A 19,988-nucleotide genomic window follows, 5' to 3' on the forward strand; every position below is an offset into this window, starting at 1 on the left:
AGCAAAACATAAAAAAAAACGGACAGCCTGAGCTGTCCGTTTTTTCTGCCTGACCTGAAGTTATCGGGTCAAATCGTCGAAGAATTTCTTCACGCCGTCAAAGAAGCTTTTCGAACGAGGGCTGTTCTTCTCGCCACTTGGGCCGCCGAAGCTCTCTTCCAGCTCGCGCAGCAGCGCTTTCTGCTTGTCGCTAAGGCTGACCGGCGTTTCTACCACTACGCGGCAAAGCAGGTCGCCCTGCGCACCGCCGCGGACAGACTTGACGCCTTTCCCGCGCATGCGGAATAGCTTACCGGTCTGCGTTTCTGCCGGCACTTTCAGCTTCACACGGCCATCCAGAGTCGGCACTTCAATTTCACCGCCCAGCGCTGCCATTGCAAAGTTGATCGGCACTTCGCAGTAGAGGTTATTCTCTTCACGCTCGAAGATTGGGTGCTTGCGCACCTGTACCTGAACGTAGAGATCGCCTGCTGGTGCACCGTGCTCTCCCGCTTCACCTTCACCGGTGAGACGAATACGATCGCCGGTATCCACGCCTGCCGGAATTTTCACCGACAGTGTTTTAGACTTCTCAACGCGGCCATGACCGTGGCAGGCGTTACAAGGATCTTTGATAACCGCTCCACGACCGTGACAGGTCGGACACGCCTGCTGTACGGTAAAGAAGCCCTGACGCATCTGCACCTGGCCCTGACCGTGACAGGTTGAACAGGTCTGCGGCTTAGTGCCTGGTTTTGCGCCGCTGCCGTCGCAAACCTCACACTCTTCCAGCGTAGGAATGCGGATCTCTTTGGACACGCCGCGGACAGCTTCTTCAAGCGTCAGCTCCATGTTATAGCGTAAATCGGCACCGCGCGCAGCACGCTGCTGACGGCGTCCTCCGCCAAAGATATCGCCGAACACGTCGCCAAAGATATCGCTGAAATCTGCTCCGCCGCCGCCGCCAAAGCCGCCGCCGCCACCCATACCGCCCTGTTCAAAGGCTGCATGACCGTACTGATCGTAGGCCGCACGTTTCTGGCTGTCGGTCAGGATCTCGTAAGCTTCCTTCACTTCCTTGAATTTGGCTTCCGATTCTTTGTCGCCTGGATTGCGGTCAGGGTGGAATTTCATCGCCAGGCGTTTATAGGCCTTTTTGATTTCACGCTCATCCGCTGAATTGGAAACGCCTAAAATCTCGTAATAGTCTCTCTTCGCCATTCTGGTGGTCCTGCCCTTAATATGCATGAACGGGCGTGGAGAAAACTCCTACGCCCGTCAGGTTTCATCAGTGGCCTTTTTCAGGCCACCGTGCCCGCTCAAGGGCGATTATTTTTTGTTGTCTTTCACTTCTTCGAATTCGGCGTCAACAACGTCGTCATCTTTCTTAGCGGAAGCATCACCGGCATCGGCTGCGCCGCCTGCGGCCTGCTGCTGCTGAGCGAACTCCATCAGTTTGCTGGAGACTTCCATCAGCGCCTGCATTTTCGCTTCGATTTCAGCTTTGTCTTCGCCTTTCAACGCCGTGTTCAGCTCGGCCAGAGCCGCTTCGATCGGTGCTTTGTCGTCTGCTGGCAGTTGATCGCCTGCTTCGTCCAGCTGCTTACGGGTGCTGTGCGACAGATGATCGGCCTGGTTACGGGTCTGCACCAGCTCTTCAAATTTGCGGTCCGACTCAGCGTTAGCTTCGGCGTCACGCACCATTTTTTCGATCTCTTCGTCGTTCAGACCAGAAGAAGCTTTGATGGTGATCTTCTGCTCTTTTCCGCTGTTTTTATCTTTCGCGGAAACGTGCAGGATACCATCGGCATCGATATCGAAGGTGACTTCGATCTGCGGCATGCCGCGCGGCGCTGCGTTAATGCCGTCCAGGTTGAACTGGCCCAGCGATTTGTTATCAGCAGCACGTTTACGCTCACCCTGCACCACGTGAATAGTCACGGCAGACTGGTTGTCTTCAGCTGTAGAGAACACCTGGCTGTGCTTGGTCGGGATAGTGGTGTTCTTGTTGATCAGCGCAGTCATCACGCCACCCATGGTTTCGATACCCAGGGAGAGAGGCGTAACGTCCAGCAGCAGCACGTCTTTCACGTCGCCCGCCAGAACACCACCCTGAACCGCAGCACCCACTGCTACTGCTTCATCCGGGTTCACGTCTTTACGTGGCTCTTTACCGAAGAACTCAGCCACTTTCGCCTGCACCATTGGCATACGAGTCTGACCACCGACCAGGATAACGTCGTTGATATCAGAGACAGAAAGACCCGCATCCTGCAACGCAACTTTCAGAGGCGCAATAGAGCGGCTGACCAGATCTTCTACCAGTGATTCCAGCTTCGCACGAGTCACTTTGATGTTCAGGTGCTTAGGACCAGTAGCATCAGCAGTGATGTACGGCAGGTTCACGTCGGTCTGCTGAGCGGAAGAAAGCTCAATTTTGGCTTTTTCTGCCGCTTCTTTCAGACGCTGCATCGCCAGCGGATCGTTGTGCAGATCGATGCCTGAATCTTTCTTAAATTCAGCGACCAGGTAGTTGATCATACGGCTGTCGAAGTCTTCACCACCCAGGTGGGTATCACCGTTGGTAGCCAGTACTTCGAAGGTTTTTTCGCCATCTACTTCATCGATTTCGATGATAGAGATATCGAAGGTACCCCCACCCAGGTCATAAACCGCGATAGTGCGGTTGCCCTGACCTTTGTCCATACCGTAAGCCAGCGCGGCTGCGGTTGGTTCGTTGATGATACGCTTCACGTCCAGACCTGCGATACGGCCGGCATCTTTCGTTGCCTGACGCTGCGCATCGTTGAAGTAGGCTGGTACGGTAATAACCGCTTCAGTTACTGGCTCACCCAGATAATCTTCCGCCGTTTTCTTCATTTTCTTCAGCACTTCCGCAGAAATCTGCGGCGGCGCCATTTTCTGGCCCTTCACATCGATCCAGGCATCACCGTTGTCGGAACCGGCAATTTTGTAAGGCATGATTTTGATATCACGCTGCACTTCTTCGTCCTGGAAGCGACGGCCAATCAGGCGCTTAATCGCAAACAGGGTATTCTGTGGGTTGGTCACAGCCTGACGCTTAGCCGGTGAACCGACCAGAATCTCGCCGTCCTGGGTGTAAGCAATAATAGAAGGGGTGGTGCGATCGCCTTCTGCATTCTCCAGCACGCGCGCTTTACCGCCATCCATAATAGCGACACAAGAGTTAGTCGTACCCAGGTCAATACCAATAATTTTACCCATTACACTTCTCCCACTTAAATTCATGTCAAATCAGTTTATGAACACTTAATGCGGGCTTTTTTTGCCGTTTCAACTGCTGGCGCCACGCTTTTTTTCCAGGTCCATACCCTTGGATGCCAACTAAGATGGGGCCATCCACCACGGCATCAAGGGGCAGCAGAAAAAAAAAGTCTTTTTTATCGCTCTTCAGATCAATGTTTCCCCTTCGCCGGATCTTTATGATGCCGCGCGGCCTGAGAACGCCGGAAAAAATCTTTTGATAAATCAGCAAGATTTGCCCCAAAAATTCACTTTTTATCTTTATTACGGGAAACATATGCATAACAACAGGCTGGCCAATCCAGGACCACTGGGATTAATGGGATTCGGGTTGTCCACGGTTTTACTCAATCTTCATAACGCGGGCTTTATTCCGCTGACTTCCGCCATCATCAGCACGGGCATTTTTTTCGGCGGGCTGGCGCAAATTGTTGCGGGCCTGCTTGAGTACAAAAAGGGTAATACTTTTGGCCTCACCGCTTTCACCTCCTATGGTTGCTTCTGGCTGAGTCTGACAGGCATTTTGCTGCTGCCTGAGATGGGGCTGGCGCAACCCACTGATGCCAACGTGCTCGGTATCTGGCTGGCGTTATGGGGCGTGTTTACGCTGTTTATGTTCTTTGGCACGCTCTCTGCCAGCCGCGCGTTACAGAGCGTTTTTGCCAGCCTGACGCTGCTGTTCGCGCTACTTGCCTGGGGAAATATCGCCGGGAATAAAACGGTGCTGATGCTGGCGGGATATGAAGGCCTGCTCTGCGGCGCCAGCGCAATCTATCTGGCGATGGCTGAAGTGATCAACGAACAATTGGGCCGAACCGTACTGCCGCTGGGTAGCGCTAAGCAGGTTTAACATTAAGCTGGAAGTAAAAAAGGCCCCCAGGGGCCTTTTTTAACGGACAATTATCTACTGAGCGTTGCGCTTAATCTTTTATTCCCTGGGCGGTAACCGCCTGTGGTTAACGCTACTTTTTATCAACCTCTGCTCTGGTTAACGACAAGAGGATGACGGGCAAAGCTGCGCTTAAGGCAGAGGCCAACCAGTAAGCCAATGGCGGAGAGTGCCAGCACGTAATAAGCGGGAGCCAGCGGCGTCACCTTCATAATCAGCGTGACGAATATCGGCGTCAGCCCACCAAAAATGGCATAAGCCACGTTATAGGAGAAGGCGATGCCGGTAAAACGCACCTCGGCGGGAAATGCCCGAACCATCACGTAAGGTACGGCACCCACCACCCCAACGCTGAAGCCCACCAGCGCATAGCAGGGGAAAAGCATCTCGGGGTGCCCGCCAACGGTGCGGTAAAACAGCCAGCTGCAACCGGCCAGAAGCAGGCTGCCAACGATCAGCGTTTTGCTGGCACCAAATCTGTCGGCAGCCAGCCCGGAGCAGATACAACCAACCAGTAACATCACCGTTGCGAGGCTGTTAGCCTGAAGCGCCGACGCTGCCGCAATGCCAAACTGTTTTTGTAACAGGGTGGGCGTCATCAGGATCACCACCACAATTCCTGCTGACAGCAGCCAGGTCAGCAGCATGCTTATCGCGATCTCTTTTTTGCAGTTCAGAATGACCGTTTTGAGGGGAAGCTCAGCAGCCAGCGCTTTACGTGACTGCATTTCGACAAAGATTGGCGTTTCATGCAGCCAGCGGCGCAAATAGAGAGCGATAAAACCAAATACGCCGCCCAGCAGGAACGGGATGCGCCAGCCGCCTTCAGCAATCCCCTCAGCCCCCAGAGTGGTGTTAACAAGGGTCGCCACAACTGAGCCAAGCAGGATGCCCGCGGTGAGTCCCGCAGTCAGCGTACCGCAGGCGAAGCCGATGCGTTTTTCCGGAACATGTTCAGCCACAAATACCCAGGCGCCCGGCACTTCTCCGCCAATCGCCGCCCCCTGCAAAACGCGCAGCAGCAACAGCAGGATCGGCGCGGCAATGCCAAGCGTGGCATAGGTTGGCAGCAGCCCCATCGCCAGCGTAGGCAGAGCCATCAGCAGAATGCTGAGACTGAACATTTTCTTACGGCCCTGGCTGTCACCAAAATGGGCCATGATCAGGCCGCCTAACGGGCGCGCCAGATAGCCTGCGGCGAAAATGGCAAACGTCTGGAGCTGGCGCAGCCAGTCAGGGATATCGGCAGGGAAAAAGAGGTCGCCAATTACGGCGGCAAAAAAGACAAAAATAATGAAGTCGTAGAACTCCAGCGCGCCGCCCAGCGCCGCCAGAGAGAGGGTTTTATAATCCTGTCGGTTTAACCGACGCGCGTTATCGGGAGGCATAATTATTCAGGCATATCCAGAAGTAGAAGAAAAAAGTATAGTCCGCCAATGTAAAGCTATGCGTACTATACCGTTCATTCTCTGCCACACCAGCGCCGCTGGATCTTATGCCTGAATTACGCCATTTTTAGCCGTTTGTTTCGCGCCTGGCACTTTTGGGACGAAAAGCTGCTACTACCGCCTCATGTGTTTCCACATAAGGGCCTTCCAGCAGCTGAATACAGTAAGGCACGCTGGCAAAAATGCCGTGAACTTTGGTTTTACCCTCCGCATCCTTAAGCCCTTCCAGCGTCTCCTGAATCGATTTTGGCTGGCCCGGAAGGTTAATGATCAGTGACTGTTTGCGGATCACCCCTACCTGACGGGAGAGGATTGCTGTAGGCACAAAGTTAAGGCTAATCTGGCGCATCTGTTCGCCAAAACCCGGCATCTCGCGGTCAGCAATGGCCAGCGTCGCATCGGGCGTCACATCACGACGAGCCGGGCCGGTTCCGCCCGTCGTCAGCACCAGAGAGCAGAATAATTCATCTACCAGTTCACAGATGGCCTGCTCAATCATCGGCTGTTCATCCGGCACCAGTCGCTTTTCAATGGTGAACGGCGTAGCCAGCGCCTGCGAAAGCCAGGCCTCAAGCGCAGGCAAGCCCTGATCCTGATAGATGCCGTTGGCGGCGCGATCGGAAACCGAAATCAATCCTATACGTAGTGTATTCATCGTGTCGTCACTGTAGTTACGGCCACGCTTTAAGGGCGGACGCGGGTATCGGGGGAGATAAGAGGGAAGGATAAACTATTGCAAAGCGGGATGTACAGCGAGTGAAAAGAGTGGCTGGTGTGCCAGCCACTCTCAGAGGGTTACAGCAGCTCGGCAATCATCTTGTCGAGTTTGGCCTGGTCGAGCGCAAAGTTACGAATGCCCTGAGCCAGTTTATCCACTGCCATCGGATCCTGGTTGTGCTGCCACAGGAACTCAGATTCAGTCATCTTCGCCGGACGCGCTTTCACTTCGCCAGCCCAGGAGAGTTTAGGCTCCAGCGTACCTTCAGTTTCCGCCAGCTCTTTCAGCAGGGCCGGGGAGATGGTCAGACGGTCGCAACCAGCCAGCTCAATGATTTCGCCTACGTTACGGAAGCTGGCACCCATCACCACCGTTTCATAGCCGTGCTGCTTGTAGTATTCATAGATTTCAGACACGGAAACCACGCCCGGATCTTCATGCGGCGCGTACTCTTTCTTGTCGGTATTCGCTTTGTACCAGTCCAGAATACGACCAACGAAAGGTGAAATCAGGTAGACGCCAGCTTCCGCACAGGCACGAGCCTGAGCGAAGGAGAACAGCAGCGTCAGGTTACAGTTGATCCCTTCTTTCTCCAGCTGCTCAGCGGCACGGATGCCCTGCCAGGTGGATGCCAGTTTGATCAGGATACGGTCGTTGCTGATGCCCGCGTCGTTATAGAGCTTGATCAGGGAGCGGGCTTTTTCAATGCTGCCTTCAGTATCGTAAGAGAGGCGCGCATCAACTTCAGTGGAAATGCGGCCCGGCACCAGCTTCAGGATTTCCAGACCGATATTGACGGCCAGCTTATCCGCGGCAAAGTTGATCTGCTCTTCTTTTTTACTGCTCTGATCGCGCGCCCAGCTCACCGCATCATCAATCAGCTTGCGGTATTCAGGGATCTGCGCGGCGCTCAGGATCAGGGAAGGGTTAGTGGTCGCATCTTGCGGCTTATAGAGCTTCATCGCTGCAATGTCACCGGTGTCGGCAACAACGGTAGTGAGTTGACGCAGGGAAGTCAGTTTGTCCGTCATGGTTGTCATTCTCATCAGAGTGTAGAGTATCGGGTTCTTGAAATTCTCTGCCACGGATAATATCACGCGAAACCCGCCATGCAAGGTAAGGTTTCCCGCAGGCCCCGCAGTGCTAAATTGTGGATAAATGCGCAGAGAAATCAGCTGGAGCGATGACAGCGATTACTGCTTTCATCGCCCGTTTTTTGCTAAAGTAGCGCGCTACTTCAGCTTATTTATACAAGGACTCAGGCATGTTGATGGTTATCTCCCCAGCCAAAACGCTGGATTTTGACAGCCCGCTGGCGACCAGACGCTTTACCCAACCGGCGCTGCTGGATGATTCCCAGAAACTGATTGAGATTGCGCGGCAGCTCACGCCGGCCCAAATCGGCTCGTTGATGAGCATCAGCGATAAGCTGGCGGAACTGAATGCCAACCGCTTCAACGACTGGCATCCCCCTTTTACGCCAGAAAATGCTCGCCAGGCCATTCTGGCGTTCAAAGGTGATGTCTATACCGGCCTACAGGCGGAAACCTTTAGTGAGAAAGAGTTCGATTTTGCCCAGCAGCATCTGCGTATGCTTTCCGGCCTTTATGGCCTGCTGCGGCCGCTGGATTTAATGCAGCCTTACCGGCTGGAAATGGGCATCAGGCTGGAAAACCCAGCCGGGAAAGATCTCTACGCTTTTTGGGGCGACAGGCTGACTGAAGCGCTGAACGCTGCGCTGGCCGAACAGGGTGATGATGTGCTGATCAACCTGGCTTCCGACGAATATTTCAGAGCGCTGAAGCCGAAACAGCTCAATGGCCGCATTATCAAACCGGTATTCCTTGATGAGAAGAATGGCAAATTCAAAGTTATCAGCTTCTACGCCAAAAAAGCGCGTGGCCTGATGAGTCGCTATGTCATCCAGCAGGGTCTGACGAAACCCGCCCAGCTGAAAAACTTTGCTGTTGCTGGCTACGCCTATTCGGCTGAAGAGAGTAATGAAACCGATCTGGTCTTTAAACGCCGCGAACAGCCATAACTTCTGCCAATAGATCGAGCGGCGCAGCGCCCTTTTGCGCCGCAAATCACCCCCTTTTTTCCTCCAGCCATAGCCTTTTTTTATAAGCCCTTTTGTGACAGAACCATTACAACCTGCGGGTCACTCAAGGCGTAATCAGCTATGGGGGGAAGAGTATGGATCAGCAGGGGTTAGAGAGAACCATTCGCGATCGGATGTGGCAGGCCAGCCATCAGCAGGATAAGAGCGTCCGGACAGACGGCTGGCAAAATCCTCTGCCAGATTCAGCCAAAGCGTGGCTGATGGCCGCAGCGGCGCAGTTTGGTGTGGATGAGGCGCAGCAGCAGCAGTTTGCCTCCACCGGTTTGATCCGGCTGGATGCGCTGCACTTGATCCTGATTTGTCAGAGCGAGAAGCCGGTGCCGATGTGGCTGGCGGTTGGCATTCTTCCTGAGCCAGAGGCGCTTCATCCTGAGGTCTGGCAGGAAGCGCTACTCAGAACCAACGATGTGGCGATGGCGATGAACGGTATCAGCCTTTCTCTCGATCCGCAGGGTTCAGCCCTGCTGACCAGGCCGCTGGCGTTTGATCTGCCCGGCCAGCCGGATGCGCTGGCGGGCGTGATGAATGATTTCAATTCACTCGCTTCAAGTCTTATTGACCTGCTGCTTTCGCTGGGACAGCCAGAGACGACAGGTGCGCCAGAAGAAGCGCCCCCGCTTCCCGGCTGGATTGCTGGCTGGCAGCAGCAGTTAGCGGAGCGCATGGATGCGCTGTCCAGGGAGGCACTCACCACTGACTGGCACTATCCCCTTCTGCAACAAACTTTCACCCTGTTGGGCCTGGCGCGGGAAAGCTATCTGCTGGAGGGCTGCTTCTGCAAATTATCCTTCCCGGAACGGCCACTCTCTGTGCTTGCCGACGGCGATCGCCGCCACCTGTTGATCTCTGCGCCGCTGGATCTGGAGATATCTCCAGGCGATGAGCAACGACACTATCTGGTTGCCAACCAGGAGCTTCGGCTGTTCACGCACTGCTCGCTGACCTTATGCGGCGAGAGGATCTGCCTGGTCAGCCGCTGGGATTCGCTGGGGCTGGAGGCAGCCGATCTCGCCGGCTGGCTGGCCGACTTTATGACGCTTACCGTGGCGTTTGATCGCCGTCACCAGAGTGCTGCCTGAACTGAGGAGAGACGCCATGAGTCATTCAATTCAACAGGTTCCCGGTCAGTTTCAGATGACCAGGCCCGGTTCACGCGGCGATGAGGAGAGCGGCCCCCGGCCCGACCACAGCTCCGGGCGCGCCGCCAGGGCCGCCGCCAGCGCAGGGAAGTTTTTCTCCGGCCTGGCGGAAGGAAGCAGCGCGCTTGTGGGCCAGGGATCCACTGCTGCCTGGAACGGCATAAAATATGGAGGAAATGCTGCATGGGGCAGCACGAAAACGGTGGGAAGTGCCACCTGGAGTGGCGTCAAAACTGGCGGCAACCTGGCTTTAACCGGTGCCAGGATAGCGGGTAACGCCGGGCTGAAAGGGGCGAAATCAGCCGGAACAACAGGCTGGAACGACACCAAATCATCGGCTGTTGCCCTGGGTAAATTCACCCTGGCTCCGCTGCAAAATAAGGCCTGGGGCGCGCTGGGCGGTCATGCTTTGCAGCAGATGATTACCTGCGGATTGCCCACCATGATGCGCGAAGAGGCTTTTATCGAAGCCTACAATATGCTGTTGCCCCATCTGGCAGAAAAACATCCTGCGGCTGCCGTCGGCCTACAGGCTGCCGTCTCGCTTGCCAATATTGCGGCTCAAATCCATATCCGTGAACCCCGTCTGGCAAGGGATCCGCAGCACAATCAGGTAGCGGTGCGCGGGCAGTTTGGCCTCAGCCCCGAGGGGGCAGAGGTGATGCGCCGCGATAAGCCTGCGGAATGGAATCGGCTCAGCGCACAAACGCAAACCGACTCAAAACGCGTGACCGGGCAGCAGATTGCCGCTGAACTGATGAATGTAGGCATGTCGCTGGCGGGTGCGCTGACCGGTAATCCCGGCCTGACGGCGCGGGTGCTCAGTACACAGTTGCGTAATGTTATCTACGCCGGTACGCGGGAATCTTTGCAGGCCACCGGCAGCATGGTCGCTTCCCGTGACGGCAAAGCCAGCTACGGCGTCAGCGATGACAATATGAGCACCAATGGCGCCTGGTACACGCTGAATACTCTGGCGATGGGCATGCTACAGGATGGACTGATACAGAAGGCGCTGCCGAAAGGTTATACCGTCTCCGGCCCGGAGATCCGCGATGCGGCAGGCAAGCCGTTAAGCGGTAAAGCGCTGCATGAGATGGGGGCTATCGTCTCCGCGCTTCGCGCCGCCTGTAATACGGTGATTGAAACCGGCGACGCTTTTTTAGGTAAGCATTACGATGCTAAGCAGGTTGGCGATGGGCAAAAGCTCTCCCCTTCCCTGCCGATGAAAGATTATGGTCGCCTGCTGGACCACTCCATTGCCCGTCTTAGCTGGAATAATTTTGCCAACGGCAGCACGCTGGCTTCCCAGCAGATTATGGCTGCCCTGACCAAAGGGAAGGTGTCGCCGCTGCTTTCCAGCCTGTTCAACAATGCCGGAACCGCCGCCGCGTTTGGGCTGACCTATAAGGTGGTAAACCAGATTTATCAGGCACACAGCAAGGTTCGTGGTGCCGTTGCCGCAGAGAGTCAGGCCAGCGCCACGACCAGCAGCCAGGCTCCGCTCACTGCCTCCGCTGGTGCAACCAACACGGGCAATCAGAATGCGGCTACGCTTACCGCCGCACCAGGAGACCAGCCCACGGGCGCGCTGGCCTCATCGGGGCAAAATCCCACAGGTAATTCATCAGCCGTGGCAACAGGCGGTGGCAGCTCATCAGCTACAGCACAGCAGAGGATGACTGGGGGATCGGACAGCTGAAAAAACGGCCCATGCAGGGCCGTTGGAGATCGTTGAAGCTGTATGGGTTACTTATGCAGCAGGAAATCACGCAGCGCGGCAAAATCCGCTGCCATCTTGTGCGACAGCAGCGGCAGGTTAGCGCGGTCCGCCAGCTCCTGAGGAACAGGCAGCTTGCGGTCGAGGATCTCTTCCACGCTTTCGATAAACTTAGCCGGATGCGCGGTGCCCAGAAACAGGCCAAACTCCCCTTCCTGCAACTGATCGCGCAGCATACGGTAAGCGATGGCCGCGTGAGGTTCAGAGATATACCCCAGGTCGGCCAGCTCGCGCATGGTCGCTTTGGTGGTTTCATCATCCACCGCGCCATAGCCCAGCTCCGTGAGTTTCCACGCCTTACGGCGGAAAATCTCTTCCACACGCGGCCAGTTGTTTGGCTGGCTGACGTCCATGGCGTTTGACAGAGTGGAGACGGTGGCGTTAGGCAGCCATTCGCTGTTCACCAGAAAACGCGGCACGGTGTCGTTGGCGTTGGTTGCTGCGATAAAGCGCTTCACCGGCAGGCCAAGAGACTTCGCCAGCAGGCCCGCCGTCAGGTCGCCAAAGTTACCGCTTGGAACAGAGATCACCAGCTGATTGCGCTTCTCCTGCGGCAGTTGAGCAACCGCTTCAAAGTAGTAGCAAATCTGCGCCAGCAGGCGGCTGATGTTGATGGAGTTAGCGGAGTTCAGGCCAATGGTTTTTTTCAGCGGCTCATCATCAAACGCCTGCTTCACCAGGGACTGACAGGCGTCAAAGTCCCCCTCAATGGCGATAGTCTGGATGTTGCCACCCAGGGTACAGAACAGTTTTTCCTGCAACGGGCTGATTTTGCCCTGAGGATAGAGGATCACTACCCGTACGTTATCCATACCGTAGAAAGCATGGGCAACCGCTGCGCCGGTATCTCCGGAGGTGGCGGTAAGAATAGTAATTTTCTCATCGGCTCCGCTGACATAGGAGAGCATCTGCGCCATAAAGCGGCCACCGAAGTCCTTAAAGGCCAGCGTTGGCCCATGGAACAGCTCCAGTGCAGAGATATCATCAGTGACTTTTTCCACCGGTGCCGGGAAGCTGAAGGCCGTTTTCAGGCGATCGTGCAGCTGATGCGGCGCAATTTCATCACCAATATAAGCAGAGAGAATTTTGCTGCTGCGGGTAACGAAATCCATTTCCAGCATCTCATCGATGTCGGTGAGTTCAAACTCCGGCAGCTCCAGCGGAAAGAACAGCCCCTGCTGGCTACCCAGACCCTGTTTAACGGCCTGCGAGAAGCTGACCTGCTCGTTGTGATCCTTCAGATTATACAGTTTCATGCGTTATCCCAGTTTACGTGCGCCTGCCGTATCGATACGACAGATGTGAACGAAGCCTTCATCATTTTGCAGATAGTGCTGGCTGAGCCAGTCAGCCATGCGCTGTGCGGTGTCCGGTTGGTCACAAACCGCGAACAGCGTAGGGCCGGAACCCGATATGCCACAGGCCAGTGCGCCAATATCCTGCGCAGCCTGGCGAGCCTCGGCAAACCCCGGTAAGAGTTTGGTGCGGTAAGGCTCGGCGATCACATCGCGCATCAGCTTTGCCGCCAGCGCCGGCTGCTGCGTGTGGCAGGCATGAATAAACCCACCCAGGTAGCGACCATGCTTGATAATCTCTTCTTTACGGTACTGCGCGGGCAGAATAGCGCGCGCTTCCGCCGTAGAAACCTTGATGCCGGGGTAAGCCATCACCCACAGCCACTGATCAAAGCCTGGCACCTGCTGACTGATAATCCCATTTTCCTCCAGCATCAGCTGAATGCCGCCGAGGAAGCACGGGGCGACATTATCATAATGCACGCTGCCGGAAATTCGCCCTTCCAGCTCGCCCATCAGCGCCAGCAGTTCTGTGTCGCTCAGCGGCTTGCCGCAGTGTTCGTTCATCGCCATCAAACCCGCCACTACGGAGCAGGCGCTGGAGCCGAGGCCCGATCCGATCGGCATATTTTTTTCCAGCGTCATCGCCACCGGCACGCGCTTGCCAATCGCTTCACAGAAGCGATCCCAGCATTGCCAGACGATGTTCTCTTCTGCTTTATCAGGCAGCTTGCTGACAAAGCGCCCCTCGTTGCGCAGGCTGAATTCGCTGGCTGCCTCCACCGTGACGCAATCCCCTAACAGGGAGCCGTCCACCGGTGATACTGCCGCACCCAGTACATCAAAGCCCACGCTGACGTTGCCAATTGAGGCAGGGGCATAAATCTTGACCATTCTTAAACTCCCAACTTCCATGACAAGGTGCGTAACAGGTCGGCAAATACGCCTGCTGCGGTCACATCGTTACCCGCGCCATAGCCCCTGAGTACCAGCGGGATTGGCTGATAGTAGCGGCTGTAGAACGCCAGGGCGTTCTCGCCATTTTTCACTTTATACAGCGGATCGTTGCCGTCCACGGCATCAATTTTCACCCGGCAGCGCCCGCCTTCTTCAATGGCGCCGACAAAGCGCAGCACTTTGCCCTCTTCACGAGCTTGTGACACGCGGGAAGCAAACGCCTCATCCAGCTCCGGCAGGCGCGCCATAAAGGCTTCCACATCCGTTATCGCGGTGAGTTCTTCCGGCAGCACGGCCTCAATCTCGATGTCGCTCAGCTCCAGTTGATAACCTGCTTCGCGGGCTAAAATCAGCAGCTTACGCGCCACATCCATACCGGAGAGGTCGTCACGCGGATCCGGCTCCGTAAAGCTGAGTTCCCGCGCCGTTTTGGTGGCTTCAGAAAGCGATACGCCCTCATCCAGCTTGCCAAAAATATAGGAGAGCGAACCGGACAAAATACCGGAGAAGCGCAGCAGTTCGTCACCCGCATTCAGCAGATTTTGCAGGTTTTCGATAACCGGCAATCCCGCACCTACGTTGGTGTCGTAAAGGAACTTACGGCGCGACTTCGCGGCGGCGGAACGCATCTGCTGATAGTAATTGTATGAAGAGGTATTGGCCTTTTTATTCGGCGTGACCACATGGAAGCCTTCAGCGAGGAAATCAGCATACTGATCGGCCACTGCCTGGCTGGAGGTACAATCCACAATCACCGGATTAAGCAAATGGTACTCTTTCACCAGCCGGATCAGTCGCCCCAGATTGAAGGGTTCACTGGCTTGTGCCAGCGACGCCTTCCAGTTCTCCAGCGGAATACCGTGCACGTTGGTCAGCAGCGCTTTTGAATTAGCAATGCCACAGACGCGGAGATCGATATGCTTATTCTTCAGCCAGGTCTGCTGACGGTGAAGCTGGTCGATCAACGCTGCACCCACGCCGCCGACGCCAATGACGAAGACTTCGATAACCTGATCGGTAGCGAACAGCATCTGGTGCACCACGCGTACGCCGGTAGTGGCCTGGTCATTATCGACCACCACAGAGATAGAGCGTTCGGAAGATCCCTGAGCGATAGCAACGATATTGATATTGGCTCTCGCCAGCGCTGAGAAGAATTTGGCAGAGATGCCGCGCAGGGTACGCATACCGTCACCCACCACGGAGATCACCGCCAGGTGCTCCATCACGTCCAGCGGCTCAAGCAGGCCATCCTTCAGCTCCAGGTAGAACTCCTCTTCCAGCACCCGACGGGCGCGGGCCTGATCGCTTTGCGGCACGCAGAAGCTGATGCTGTATTCGGAAGAGGATTGGGTAATCAACACCACAGAGATGCCGCTGCGTGACATTGCGGCAAAGACTCTGGCAGCCATACCCACCATCCCTTTCATCCCAGGGCCGGAGACGTTAAACATCGCCATGTTATTCAGGTTGGTGATGCCTTTAACCGGGTTATCTTCATCTGAGCTGTCGCCACCGATAAGGGTGCCGGGCGCCTGCGGATTGGCGGTGTTTTTGATCAGGCAAGGGATCTGGAACTGGGCAATAGGGGCAATGGTACGCGGATGCAGAACCTTAGCGCCAAAATAGGAAAGCTCCATCGCTTCCTGATAGGACATCGACTTCAGCAGCCGGGCGTCGGGCACCTGACGGGGATCGCAGGTATAGACGCCATCGACGTCAGTCCAGATTTCACAGCAGTCTGCCCGCAGGCAGGCGGCCAGTACGGCGGCGGAGTAGTCTGAACCATTGCGTCCCAGCACCACCAGCTCACCCTTATCATTACCGGCGGTAAATCCGGCCATCAGGATCATATTCTCAGCAGGGATCTGGCTGGCGACGATGCGGCGAGTGGATTCAGGAATATCCACGGTGGATTCGAGATAGTGGCCCACAGCCAGCAATTTTTCTACCGGATCGATAACGGTGACGCCATGTCCACGGGCCAGCAGCAGCGCTTCCATTATCGCAATTGAGAGCTTTTCGCCGCGACAGATGATCGCCGCATTGACGCTGTCCGGGCACTGCCCCAGCAGGCCGATACCGTGCAGGATCTGCTTAAGCTGTGCGAATTCCTGATCGACAACCGCTTTCAGGCTGTCGTAGTGAAAACCAGGCTGCGCTTCTGCCAGACCTTTCAGCAGTGAGGAGAAAATGTTTTCCGCGTCGCTGATATTGGGTAAGGCATCCTGACCGCTGATGGTTTTTTCAATCATCGCCACCAGATGGTTAGTGATTTTCGCTGGCGCGGACAATACGGTAGCAACCTGTCCCTGCTTAGCATTACTTTCCAGAATGTCAGCCACGCGCAAGAATCGTTCCGCATTGGCTACTGAGGTTCCACCGAATTTCAGCACTCGCATTATCAACATCTCCTGAATTTTTGCCGAAAAAAAAGCCCGCACTGTTCAGGTGCGGGCTTTTTTTTGATTTTTCCTTTATGCGTCAGCCCGCACCGTTACCTGGGGTAATGGTGGTGGTAATAATGATTGTTGTCATCAGGCTTTGTTTGCGCATTTTAGATTTATCGTCTGTCTGTCTTTGAATTCTGTCGGCTTTCAGAAGTAAAGCAAACCGCCAGCCAAGTCAATTTTTTTATCTTCTGGCGGCGGCCGCTATTCCCATCAACCCGCGGGGGATTTAAAGCAAAAACAGGTCCATTCTGTTAGTGGCCGAAATAAACCCAGTAAGTCTCACTACTGTGGCGCTATTATTCAGCTTTTTTATCTATAAGTTTTTTTTCTACATCGTGCAGCAGGCGGTGCAGCATCGCGCTGTCGCGCTGTTCCAGCAGGCCCAGACGCTGAGAGAGCCACTCTGCCAGCTTGCGGTCATTACTGACTTCAAGCCGTGTAAGCAGCCGATCGAGCCTCTGGCGCAAGGCCGTTAATTGCAGGGCGTCAGCCGGGGCCTCTTTAGAGGCGCTTACCTGCCGGAGAGCCGAAAGTTGATAACAGTAGACCATCACCGCCTGCCCCAGATTCAGCGAGGGATAGTCTGCCGCCATCGGGATACCGGTTAACAGATCCACCAGCTCAAGCTCTTCATTGGTCAGGCCGGTATCTTCGCGGCCAAACACCAGCGCCACGCTACTGACCCACTGCTGCTTCTCTTCTATTATCGTTTCTACCTGTTGAGGCGTGGCGTAATAGCGGAACTTTGCCCGGCTGCGGGCGGTGGTGGCGATGCTGAAATCGATATCTGCGAGCGCATCGGCCAGCGTCTCCCAGTGGGTAATACCGTCCAGAATCTCCCCTGCGCCATGCGCTACCCAGCGTGCCGCAGGTTCAAGATAAGCCTGGCTGTTGACGATCCGCAATTCATCAAACCCCATGGTTTTCATGGCCCGGGCGGCCGCGCCAATATTTTCTGGTCGGTGCGGAGAAACAAGAATCAAAGGAAAGCGCATAACGTCCTTAATCAGATAGCCTGGAACGTGGCTTCACGCCGCAGGATGTAAAAATAAGCCGGTTGATAGCAACAAATACATAACATTTCAGGTGCATAGTGTAACTGGTCATAATCAAATTATATGATGGCTTTGCACTGAATACCTTAATAAAAACAATTATCAAGGTATAAAGCCATATGCTTCAAGGCATTATCAAATGTTAAATTTGCTGCCGGTATCTTTTTGGGCGTCAGCTTTGTTACGGCTAAAAAGAGCATATTTGTGAGCTAAGCTGGCATTCTGGTAAGAGTTTTTCACAAAACGGTTAACGTGCTACAATTGGTTTGATATAAGTCAAGTTAGCGTCGTTTATTACATTTTGGCCAGGTCTTGTACTGTTATATTGCTGTTAATGCGGTTAAGATATACCCCCATTTTTAAGCGTGCCGGGACAGGGTGCAACCACGATTTACAGGATGCGCAGCCTGGTCTTTAATGACTCAAGAACATATTCTGTACAGCTGTTGTTTCTCTACCCGATAACAACCCTGCTTTATCTGGTTTCTTTACAGCTGTATGCCCTGTTTCGATTTTGTTGGCAATTTTAGGTAGCGAACACATGCAGACCCCGCACATACTTATCGTTGAAGATGAATTAGTGACTCGCAATACTCTCAAAAGTATTTTTGAGGCCGAAGGCTACATGGTTCATGAGGCTACGGACGGTGCTGAGATGCACCATATATTGACCGAGAATGACATCAACCTGGTGATTATGGATATCAACCTGCCTGGGAAAAACGGTCTGCTGCTGGCTCGTGAACTTCGCGAACAGGCGAACGTTGCCCTGATGTTCCTGACGGGTCGTGATAACGAAGTAGATAAAATCCTGGGCCTGGAAATCGGCGCTGATGACTACATCACCAAGCCGTTTAACCCGCGTGAGCTGACAATCCGCGCGCGCAACCTGCTTTCGCGGACCATGAATCTGGCGCCGCACAGCGAAGAGCGCAAGCTGGTTGAGAGCTATCGCTTTAATGGCTGGGAGCTGGACATCAACAGTCGCTCGCTGGTCAGCCCACAGGGAGAGCAGTATAAACTGCCGCGCAGCGAGTTCCGCGCGATGCTGCACTTCTGTGAGAACCCTGGCAAAATCCAGACCCGTGCTGATTTACTGAAAAAAATGACTGGCCGTGAGTTAAAGCCGCATGACCGTACGGTTGATGTAACCATTCGTCGCATCCGTAAGCATTTTGAATCCACGCCGGATACGCCAGAGATCATCGCCACCATTCATGGCGAAGGCTACCGCTTCTGTGGCGATTTGCAGGATTAAACCCACTCAGCCTGTGCTATAAAGGGCCGGAATTCCGGCCCTTTTCTTTGCAGCACGTTATTTCCACGGCATAATAGGGACTGCGCTCAGGGCGTTCTTAGGCGAACCATCCACCACTTTATCGGAATAGCTCAGATAGATCAGTGCATTACGTTTTTGATCGTAAAACCGCACCACCTGTAGCTTTTTAAAGACCAGTGAAGTCCGCTTACGGAAGACCACCTCGCCTTCAGCTTTGCCTTTGGCAATTTTATCGCTCAGTTCAACCGGCCCTATCTGCTGACAGGAAATGGCTGCGTCAGAAGTGTCTTCAGCTAAACCGAGACCTCCTTTAATGCCGCCGGTTTTGGCCCGACTGATATAGCAGGTGACATTTTTTACCTCTGGATCATCAAAGGCTTCCACCACAATCTTATGATCGGGGCCGAAGACTTTGAAGACAGTATCCACGGAACCAACCTGCTCAGCGCGTGCTGCCATTGACGTTAAAATTACCGACGTGACTATTAACAATTTTTTCATTGTCATAACGTTACCATTGCTTAGAAAATAGATGACATTGTAAGGTAACCTCTTCAGGTACTCGCCGCATGGTAACACCTCCCCGCGGTTTGATGTGTATGGCAGAGGCTATTTATCAGTTCTACAGGCAGTACGTTATATGAGTCAGTAGTGGAATTTTTCCCTGCACCACTTTTATCAGGTAAGGATGATTTATGGATCAAGCCGGTATCATTCGCGATTTGCTTGTCTGGCTTGAAAGCCACCTCGATCAGCCGTTGTCTCTCGACAACGTGGCGACCAAGGCTGGTTATTCAAAATGGCATTTGCAAAGAATGTTTAAGGAAGTCACCGGTCATGCGATTGGCGCCTATATTCGTGCACGGCGCCTCTCTAAGGCTGCGGTGGCGCTTCGCCTGACCAGCCGTCCGATTCTGGACATTGCCCTACAGTATCGTTTCGATTCTCAGCAGACGTTTACCAGGGCATTCAAAAAACAGTTTAACCAGACGCCCGCCTGGTATCGCCGCTCTTCTGACTGGAACTCCTTCGGCCTGCGTCCCCCGATCCGTCTGGATGATTATCGCCTCCCGGAAGCGGCCTATATTACGCTGCCAGAAACTGTGCTGGTTGGTCAGACGCAGAGCTATACCTGCACGCTGGAGCAGATCTCCAGCGCCCGCGACGAAATGCGGTTGCACTTCTGGCGGCAGTTCCTGACGGAAACCGATATGATCCCGCCCGTGCTCTATGGCCTGCACCAGTCTCGCCCCAGCATGGAGAAGGATGATGAGCAGGAAATTCTCTACACCACGGCGGTGCCAATGGACCAGCTTTCACAAGCGATGCAGTCCACGCAAACGGTGCTGCTGGAGGGAGGAGAATATGTGCAGTTTTTCTACGAAGGGCCTCGCGCCAGTTTGCAGGAGTTCATTCTGCTGATCTACGGCACCTGTATGCCAATGCTACAGCTGACCCGACGTCATGGGCAGGATATTGAACGCTTCCTGACGGATGGCGGCAAGAAACGCGCGGAGCCGCCAGTGGATATCCGTTGCGAATACCTGATCCCCATTCGCAGCACTACGGAAACGGTCACGGCATAATAT

General features: G+C 54.6%; 18 protein-coding genes and 1 other annotated feature. Of the genes, 6 read left to right on the top strand and 12 right to left on the bottom strand.

The genetic code is table 11. From position 1 onward, the window contains the following. Window positions 1-60 precede the first annotated feature (60 nt). The 3 genes from dnaJ to AAH450_RS12515 form a co-directional block, all read right to left on the bottom strand. Entirely contained in the window at window positions 61-1,200 is a 1,140-nt protein-coding gene (gene dnaJ, locus AAH450_RS12505) for a molecular chaperone DnaJ (RefSeq protein ID WP_342910515.1), read from the bottom strand. A 108-nt stretch (window positions 1,201-1,308) separates the two neighbouring features. Then, entirely contained in the window at window positions 1,309-3,225 is a 1,917-nt protein-coding gene (dnaK, locus tag AAH450_RS12510) for a molecular chaperone DnaK (RefSeq protein WP_342910516.1), read from the bottom strand. A gap of 25 nt (window positions 3,226-3,250) precedes the next feature. Further along, window positions 3,251-3,496 (bottom strand): hypothetical protein, encoded by a 246-nt coding sequence (locus AAH450_RS12515; RefSeq protein WP_342910517.1) that lies wholly within the window; start codon window positions 3,494-3,496, stop codon window positions 3,251-3,253. Between the two features lie 45 nt (window positions 3,497-3,541). On the opposite strand from AAH450_RS12515, the gene satP reads away from it, so the two are divergent. Then, complete coding sequence (satP, locus tag AAH450_RS12520) at window positions 3,542-4,114, top strand: acetate uptake transporter (RefSeq protein ID WP_342910518.1); 573 nt, start codon at window positions 3,542-3,544, stop codon at window positions 4,112-4,114. Window positions 4,115-4,236: 122 nt separating this feature from the next. On the opposite strand, the gene AAH450_RS12525 is transcribed toward satP, so the two are convergent. The 3 genes from AAH450_RS12525 to tal form a co-directional block, all read right to left on the bottom strand. After that, window positions 4,237-5,541, bottom strand: a complete 1,305-nt coding sequence (locus AAH450_RS12525; protein ID WP_342910519.1) for an MFS transporter — start codon at window positions 5,539-5,541, stop codon at window positions 4,237-4,239. Window positions 5,542-5,668: 127 nt separating this feature from the next. Continuing rightward, on the bottom strand, window positions 5,669-6,256 hold the full coding sequence (gene mog, locus AAH450_RS12530) for a molybdopterin adenylyltransferase (RefSeq protein WP_342910520.1): 588 nt from the start codon (window positions 6,254-6,256) through the stop codon (window positions 5,669-5,671). A gap of 140 nt (window positions 6,257-6,396) precedes the next feature. After that, window positions 6,397-7,350 carry a transaldolase gene (tal, locus tag AAH450_RS12535; RefSeq protein ID WP_342910521.1) on the bottom strand — a complete coding sequence of 318 codons (954 nt, stop codon included), beginning with the start codon at window positions 7,348-7,350 and terminating at the stop codon, window positions 6,397-6,399. 233 nt (window positions 7,351-7,583) lie between these two features. On the opposite strand from tal, the gene yaaA reads away from it, so the two are divergent. The 3 genes from yaaA to AAH450_RS12550 all read left to right on the top strand — a co-directional run bounded on the left by yaaA (window position 7,584) and on the right by AAH450_RS12550 (window position 11,282). Then, window positions 7,584-8,360, top strand: coding sequence for a peroxide stress protein YaaA (gene yaaA / locus AAH450_RS12540; RefSeq protein ID WP_342910522.1), 777 nt, complete (start codon window positions 7,584-7,586; stop codon window positions 8,358-8,360). A 155-nt stretch (window positions 8,361-8,515) separates the two neighbouring features. After that, entirely contained in the window at window positions 8,516-9,520 is a 1,005-nt protein-coding gene (locus AAH450_RS12545) for a hypothetical protein (protein WP_342910523.1), read from the top strand. Window positions 9,521-9,536: 16 nt separating this feature from the next. Continuing rightward, window positions 9,537-11,282, top strand: a complete 1,746-nt coding sequence (locus tag AAH450_RS12550; protein WP_342910524.1) for a hypothetical protein — start codon at window positions 9,537-9,539, stop codon at window positions 11,280-11,282. A gap of 47 nt (window positions 11,283-11,329) precedes the next feature. Here AAH450_RS12550 and thrC read toward each other — a convergent pair whose 3' ends face one another. The 5 genes from thrC to AAH450_RS12570 all read right to left on the bottom strand — a co-directional run bounded on the left by thrC (window position 11,330) and on the right by AAH450_RS12570 (window position 17,060). After that, a complete protein-coding gene (gene thrC, locus AAH450_RS12555; RefSeq protein WP_318788742.1) occupies window positions 11,330-12,616 on the bottom strand; it encodes a threonine synthase in 1,287 nt (428 codons plus the stop codon). A 3-nt stretch (window positions 12,617-12,619) separates the two neighbouring features. Beyond that, window positions 12,620-13,549 (bottom strand): homoserine kinase, encoded by a 930-nt coding sequence (thrB, locus tag AAH450_RS12560; protein ID WP_342910525.1) that lies wholly within the window; start codon window positions 13,547-13,549, stop codon window positions 12,620-12,622. Window positions 13,550-13,551: 2 nt separating this feature from the next. Further along, entirely contained in the window at window positions 13,552-16,014 is a 2,463-nt protein-coding gene (thrA, locus tag AAH450_RS12565) for a bifunctional aspartate kinase/homoserine dehydrogenase I (RefSeq protein WP_342910526.1), read from the bottom strand. Between the two features lie 25 nt (window positions 16,015-16,039). Continuing rightward, window positions 16,040-16,161 (bottom strand) — a sequence feature (Thr leader region). Then, complete coding sequence (gene thrL, locus AAH450_RS21140) at window positions 16,097-16,168, bottom strand: thr operon leader peptide (protein ID WP_412916644.1); 72 nt, start codon at window positions 16,166-16,168, stop codon at window positions 16,097-16,099. (Overlaps the previous feature by 65 nt.) Window positions 16,169-16,361: 193 nt before the next feature. Continuing rightward, the gene (locus tag AAH450_RS12570) at window positions 16,362-17,060 is read right to left on the bottom strand and encodes a tRNA/rRNA methyltransferase (RefSeq protein ID WP_342910527.1); all 699 of its coding nucleotides are present in this window, start codon (window positions 17,058-17,060) and stop codon (window positions 16,362-16,364) included. Window positions 17,061-17,661: 601 nt separating this feature from the next. Here AAH450_RS12570 and arcA point away from each other — a divergent pair. Beyond that, entirely contained in the window at window positions 17,662-18,378 is a 717-nt protein-coding gene (gene arcA, locus AAH450_RS12575; protein WP_306208106.1) for a two-component system response regulator ArcA, read from the top strand. 57 nt (window positions 18,379-18,435) lie between these two features. Here arcA and creA read toward each other — a convergent pair whose 3' ends face one another. Next, window positions 18,436-18,906: a protein CreA gene (creA, locus tag AAH450_RS12580; RefSeq protein WP_342910528.1), complete on the bottom strand. Its 471-nt coding sequence runs from the start codon at window positions 18,904-18,906 to the stop codon at window positions 18,436-18,438. A gap of 188 nt (window positions 18,907-19,094) precedes the next feature. Between creA and robA the strand changes: the two genes are divergently transcribed. Continuing rightward, window positions 19,095-19,985, top strand: a complete 891-nt coding sequence (robA, locus tag AAH450_RS12585; RefSeq protein WP_342910529.1) for an MDR efflux pump AcrAB transcriptional activator RobA — start codon at window positions 19,095-19,097, stop codon at window positions 19,983-19,985. The last annotated feature ends 3 nt before the right edge of the window (window positions 19,986-19,988 follow it).

The sequence above is a fragment of the Erwinia magellanica genome, assembly GCF_039023495.1.
In the GTDB taxonomy this organism is placed as follows: Bacteria; Pseudomonadota; Gammaproteobacteria; order Enterobacterales; family Enterobacteriaceae; genus Erwinia.

Bases quoted from the DNA above. Each gene is read 5' to 3' on its own strand.
- dnaJ (WP_342910515.1), bottom strand. From the start codon at position 1,200: ATGGCGAAGAGAGACTATTACGAGATTTTAGGCGTTTCCAATTCAGCG.
- dnaK (WP_342910516.1), bottom strand. From the start codon at position 3,225: ATGGGTAAAATTATTGGTATTGACCTGGGTACGACTAACTCTTGTGTC.
- satP (WP_342910518.1), top strand. From the start codon at position 3,542: ATGCATAACAACAGGCTGGCCAATCCAGGACCACTGGGATTAATGGGA.
- AAH450_RS12525 (WP_342910519.1), bottom strand. From the start codon at position 5,541: ATGCCTCCCGATAACGCGCGTCGGTTAAACCGACAGGATTATAAAACC.
- mog (WP_342910520.1), bottom strand. From the start codon at position 6,256: ATGAATACACTACGTATAGGATTGATTTCGGTTTCCGATCGCGCCGCC.
- tal (WP_342910521.1), bottom strand. From the start codon at position 7,350: ATGACGGACAAACTGACTTCCCTGCGTCAACTCACTACCGTTGTTGCC.
- yaaA (WP_342910522.1), top strand. From the start codon at position 7,584: ATGTTGATGGTTATCTCCCCAGCCAAAACGCTGGATTTTGACAGCCCG.
- AAH450_RS12545 (WP_342910523.1), top strand. From the start codon at position 8,516: ATGGATCAGCAGGGGTTAGAGAGAACCATTCGCGATCGGATGTGGCAG.
- AAH450_RS12550 (WP_342910524.1), top strand. From the start codon at position 9,537: ATGAGTCATTCAATTCAACAGGTTCCCGGTCAGTTTCAGATGACCAGG.
- thrC (WP_318788742.1), bottom strand. From the start codon at position 12,616: ATGAAACTGTATAATCTGAAGGATCACAACGAGCAGGTCAGCTTCTCG.
- thrB (WP_342910525.1), bottom strand. From the start codon at position 13,549: ATGGTCAAGATTTATGCCCCTGCCTCAATTGGCAACGTCAGCGTGGGC.
- thrA (WP_342910526.1), bottom strand. From the start codon at position 16,014: ATGCGAGTGCTGAAATTCGGTGGAACCTCAGTAGCCAATGCGGAACGA.
- AAH450_RS12570 (WP_342910527.1), bottom strand. From the start codon at position 17,060: ATGCGCTTTCCTTTGATTCTTGTTTCTCCGCACCGACCAGAAAATATT.
- arcA (WP_306208106.1), top strand. From the start codon at position 17,662: ATGCAGACCCCGCACATACTTATCGTTGAAGATGAATTAGTGACTCGC.
- creA (WP_342910528.1), bottom strand. From the start codon at position 18,906: ATGACAATGAAAAAATTGTTAATAGTCACGTCGGTAATTTTAACGTCA.
- robA (WP_342910529.1), top strand. From the start codon at position 19,095: ATGGATCAAGCCGGTATCATTCGCGATTTGCTTGTCTGGCTTGAAAGC.